General features: G+C 44.4%; 3 protein-coding genes and 1 pseudogene. 1 reads left to right on the forward strand and 3 read right to left on the reverse strand.

Annotated elements, in window-relative coordinates; genetic code table 11:
• Positions 1 to 76 precede the first annotated feature (76 nt).
• The 3 genes and pseudogenes from QUB06_RS34150 to QUB06_RS34160 all read right to left on the reverse strand — a co-directional run.
• A pseudogene (locus QUB06_RS34150) lies at positions 77 to 910 on the reverse strand (RNA-guided endonuclease InsQ/TnpB family protein); the annotation flags it as partial.
• Between the two features lie 58 nt (positions 911 to 968).
• On the reverse strand, positions 969 to 1,175 hold the full coding sequence (locus QUB06_RS34155; RefSeq protein ID WP_333439227.1) for a hypothetical protein: 207 nt from the start codon (positions 1,173 to 1,175) through the stop codon (positions 969 to 971).
• Positions 1,176 to 1,322: 147 nt separating this feature from the next.
• Positions 1,323 to 3,284, reverse strand: a complete 1,962-nt coding sequence (locus QUB06_RS34160; RefSeq protein ID WP_333439228.1) for a S9 family peptidase — start codon at positions 3,282 to 3,284, stop codon at positions 1,323 to 1,325.
• A 79-nt stretch (positions 3,285 to 3,363) separates the two neighbouring features.
• Between QUB06_RS34160 and QUB06_RS34165 the strand changes: the two genes are divergently transcribed.
• Positions 3,364 to 4,299 carry a nucleoside hydrolase gene (locus QUB06_RS34165; protein ID WP_333439230.1) on the forward strand — a complete coding sequence of 312 codons (936 nt, stop codon included), beginning with the start codon at positions 3,364 to 3,366 and terminating at the stop codon, positions 4,297 to 4,299.
• Positions 4,300 to 4,362: the final 63 nt, after the last annotated feature.

Genomic DNA, 4,362 nt, shown 5'->3' on the forward strand with positions numbered 1-4,362 from the left:
TTGTGAGCAACAGCTTGCCTAAGATTCAAAGGTAGCTACTTTTAGCTGCGCTCATTTTTTAGTCTAAACTACAGTTAACCATGTTCCGCACTTGAAGGTCTTCGTAGGCTACAGAATCGTTAGATTTCACCGCGCACAACGCCGTTTTTATGGCGAAGTCTTTACGCTGCCGACTGACCTTTAAGTGCTTTCTTCCTAACTTGTTTGTCGCTTTCTTTCGGTTCTTAGAACCTTTCTTTTTCCGAGAAACTCGCTGATGGGATCTCTTCAGAGCTTTTTCGCTTTTGCGGAGATACCGAGGATTAGGAACTGTTTCGCCGTCGCTATCAGTATAGAAGTGGTTTAATCCGACATCTACTCCAATGGATTTACCAGTGGAAATAACTTCCTCTTTCCGTTCCACATTGATGCAAAATTGGGCGTAGTATCCGTCGGCACGACGCACGACTCTGATTCGTTTAATCTCGTCGGGTGCATAAAAATGTAAATCCCGACTACCAACCAACTTGAACTTCCCAGCAGCGAAGCCGTCTTTAAATGTCAAACATCGTTTGTCGATAGAAAGTGACCAACCCGATTGTTTATACTCAACGGAGCGGGTATGTTTCTTGAACTGTGGGAATCCCTTTTTTCCTGCTTTCTTTGCTTTGCAATTAGCAAAGAAACGCCCTATAGCAAAAATGGCACGTTCTGCCGAAGCTTGACGTGCCGTCGAGTTAAGCTTGCCCGCCCATTCAAACTCTTTCGCCATTACAGCGCATTGTTTATATAGGTCTACCAGCTTAATTCCTTGATTGTCTAACCAATATCTAAGAGTTTTATTTCGGACAAATTGAGCCGTCCGAATCATTTCGTCGATGCTCCGATATTGCTCCGCTTTGCCTTTCAACTTAAACTCTAAAACTATCATGGCAATAGCTTCTCACTTTTACTAAAACGTTTACCCACAAAATCCGCATAATTAACAATTATTTACAAATTGCAGAAATTAAAGCCGTCCTAGAAGGACGGGGCTTTAGACCCCGTTTTTCGGTAATATAGCCATTTTGATTCACTTCGGCAAACAGCTCGCCCAAAGCAGATGGAATCAGGTGGACAGGAGATTGCATAGTAATTGATTCTCTAATTCGACGATCGCGATCGGGCATTTCTGCAACAACAAAAGGCGATCGCACTATAAAAATTTATAGCTGTATTGCCTTTAAAGGTGTGACAATAAACAGCCCAATTTGTGAAGTAAATCACATTTAAAATTTGCGAATTATGATAAAGCTTGCAGGTGCGTTTTAGGGAAGACCGAGCAACTGCAAACTTAATTTTTTCTAAAGATTGAAAATCGGCACTTCCTCCACAGGTTCAGCTAACTCAAACTTAAACACCCGGGAATAGAAATAGAATTCGCCGTCAAGAGTTCTTTTGATATTTTCAGCGCGGCGAAAACCGTGGTGTTCCCCTTCATAAGCAACATAAGCAACCGGCAAACCTTTAGCTTTCAATATCTCTACCATCATTTCCGCTTGATTGGGCGGAACCACTTTATCTTCTAATCCTTGAAAAAAGATAACGGGACAAGATAAACGTTCGGCGGAATGAATCGGCGAACGAGCTACATACAAATCTTTTCTTTCAGGATAAGGCCCGATTAATCCATCCAGATAGCGCGCTTCAAACTTGTGAGTATCCGTTGCCAAAGCTTCCAAATCGCTAACTCCATAATAGCTCGCACCGGCCTTAAACACATCGCGGAAAGTAAGAGCACACAGAGTAGTGTACCCCCCTGCGCTGCCTCCGGCGATCGCCATTCTTTCGCCATCAACTAAACCTTTTTGAGCTAAATATTTAGCACCGTTAGCGCAGTCGTCAACATCGACAATTCCCCAACTATCTTGCAGTCTTTTTCTGTATTCTCGGCCGTAACCAGTGCTGCCGCCGTAATTAACATCGAGCACGGCAAAACCGCGACTCGTCCAATATTGAATTTTCAAATTCATGCTGCTAGAAGTAGCAGCAGTGGGGCCGCCGTGACTTTTAACAACAAGCGGCGGTTTTTCACCCGCAGGCGCTGCGAAATCTTGATTTGTCGGGGGATAGAAGAAACCGAAAGCAGTCAAATTGTTTTCCGTGGGGAATTCAATTGGTTCCGGTACAGAAAGATAACCCGGATTGATGCTTAAATTGCTCGATTGGCGCAATATTTCTAGTTTATTTGTTGCTAGATTTAGTTGCACAATAGCAGTAGATTCCGTCGGCGAACTTCCTAGAAAAACAACAGTTTCTCCCCGCGCTTTTACCGACGAAATATCAGTGTAAGGCGTCTCAATAGTTGTCAAATGCTTTGTCGTTAAATCAAGACTCGCTAAATACCACTGGCCTTGCTGAGTGTAGGTGCAAATAATTTGGCTTTCCGAGACAACGGCATAAGTAGACATTCCAAAAACCCACTGAGGAAGTCCGAATTCAGCCGCCATTTCGCACAAGCTGGTTTCTATCTCTGCTTCCCCCCTTACCAAGGAGGGATTGAGGGGGGTTCTAGATTGCCAGCGGTAGAAATTCCACCAGTTAGACTTGTCAGAAACAAAGTACAAAACTCCATCGGGCGACCATTCCGGTTGAAAAATCGACTCATCAACCCCGCCAGCAACTAAGTATTTTTCACCTAAAGAACCGTCAGCATTAATTTCTGCTACCCACAATTCTGTGCCATCCCACGGCATATTTGGATGGTTCCAAGAAATCCAGGAAAGTAGAGAACCGTCTGGACTAAAACGAGGGGAAGCATAAAAATCATTGCCCTGAGTTAAGATTTGAATATCTTCGCCGTTATCTAAATTAATGCTAACAATAGTATTGACAGGTTCGCCCTCACCTGCATGGTCTTCGCGCACGCAAATCAGGCGATTTCTTTGCTTGTCAACTATCGCATCTGCATAGCGAGAATTAGCAGTAGGTGTCAGAGGTTGGGGTTGAGAATTTAATGTTTGAGTATAAATACGTTGGTCGGCAAAATGAGAAAAATAGACAACACCGCCAGCAACTGCAAAAGCAGCGCCGCCGTATTCGTTAACGCGAGTGCGAACATTAAAAGGATGCGGTGTCACGTCGCTGATTTTACCATCAGGAGTGCGCCGCACGAGGACGCTTCTCCCCGCTTCCGAAGGCCTTCCCTCAACCCAGTAAATATCATCGCCGTCAATAGCAATTTGTCCGAGTCCGACAGTTCCAGAAACAATTAAATCGGAAGAAATAGGTGATTTCCAAGAGCCGTAAGGTGATACTGTATTCATATAGTTGAGCCAGTTGTGTTTCTCGCACAAAAAAATTAATATTTGTACTTTACACTAATTCAGTCACCGGGGAAGCAAAATGTCCAAAAAACTCGTACTAATGGATCACGACGGTGCAGTTGACGACTATCTCTCCGTCGTGTTGCTGATGACAATGGAGGAAGTCGAAACTCTGGGAGTAATTGTAACTCCTGCAGACTGCTACATTCAACCGGCGGTGAGTGCAACGCGCAAAATCCTCGATTTGATGGGGCGTTCAGAAGTTCCAGTGGCGGCGAGTACGGTGCGGGGACTCAACCCATTTCCGGTGTTATTTCGGCGAGATTCCTTTGCAGTCGATCGACTTCCCATTCTAAATGAAAAAGGAACCATTGACACGCCGTTAATATCAGAACCCGGACAAAACTTTATGGTGCGAGTTTTGCGGGATGCAGTCGCACCGGTGACGTTGATGGTAACGGGCCCGTTAACAACAGTAGCGCAAGCTTTAGATATCGCGCCAGAAATTGAAAGCAAAATTCAAGAAATTGTCTGGATGGGAGGCGCCCTCAATGTTATCGGCAATGTTAGCAAAGATATGGAACCCGGACAAGATATGTCGGCGGAATGGAATGCTTACTGGGACCCGATAGCAATCGAGAGAATTTGGCAAACCCAAATTCCCGTTGTCATGTGTCCTTTAGACATCACTAATAATGTACCCCTGACTGTAGAATTTTCCAATCTCTTAGCAAGACAGCGCAAATATCCAATTTCCGACTTAGCAGGACAGTGTTATGCCCTAGCAATATCTCAAGATTACTATTTTTGGGACATTTTGGCAACCGCTTATTTAGCGCATCCCGAATTTTACCAACTGCGAGAATGGGAAACCGAAATTATTACCGAAGGCATCAGCCAAGGACGCACAAAAGTTAAAACTGGAGGACGAAAAATTAAAGCAATGGATAAAGTAGACACCGCCAAATTTTACAATTACATATTACAACAGTGGGCGCGTTCAGTTGACAGTTGACAGTTGACAGTTGACAGTTGACAGTTGACCGCGGGGCGACCTCTACCTGGAAGGAAGAGGATT

Origin of the sequence: Microcoleus sp. D2_18a_D3, assembly GCF_036702455.1 — a bacterium.
GTDB lineage: Bacteria > Cyanobacteriota > Cyanobacteriia > Cyanobacteriales > Microcoleaceae > Microcoleus.

Bases quoted from the DNA above. Each gene is read 5' to 3' on its own strand.
- QUB06_RS34160 (WP_333439228.1), bottom strand. From the start codon at position 3,284: ATGAATACAGTATCACCTTACGGCTCTTGGAAATCACCTATTTCTTCC.
- QUB06_RS34165 (WP_333439230.1), top strand. From the start codon at position 3,364: ATGTCCAAAAAACTCGTACTAATGGATCACGACGGTGCAGTTGACGAC.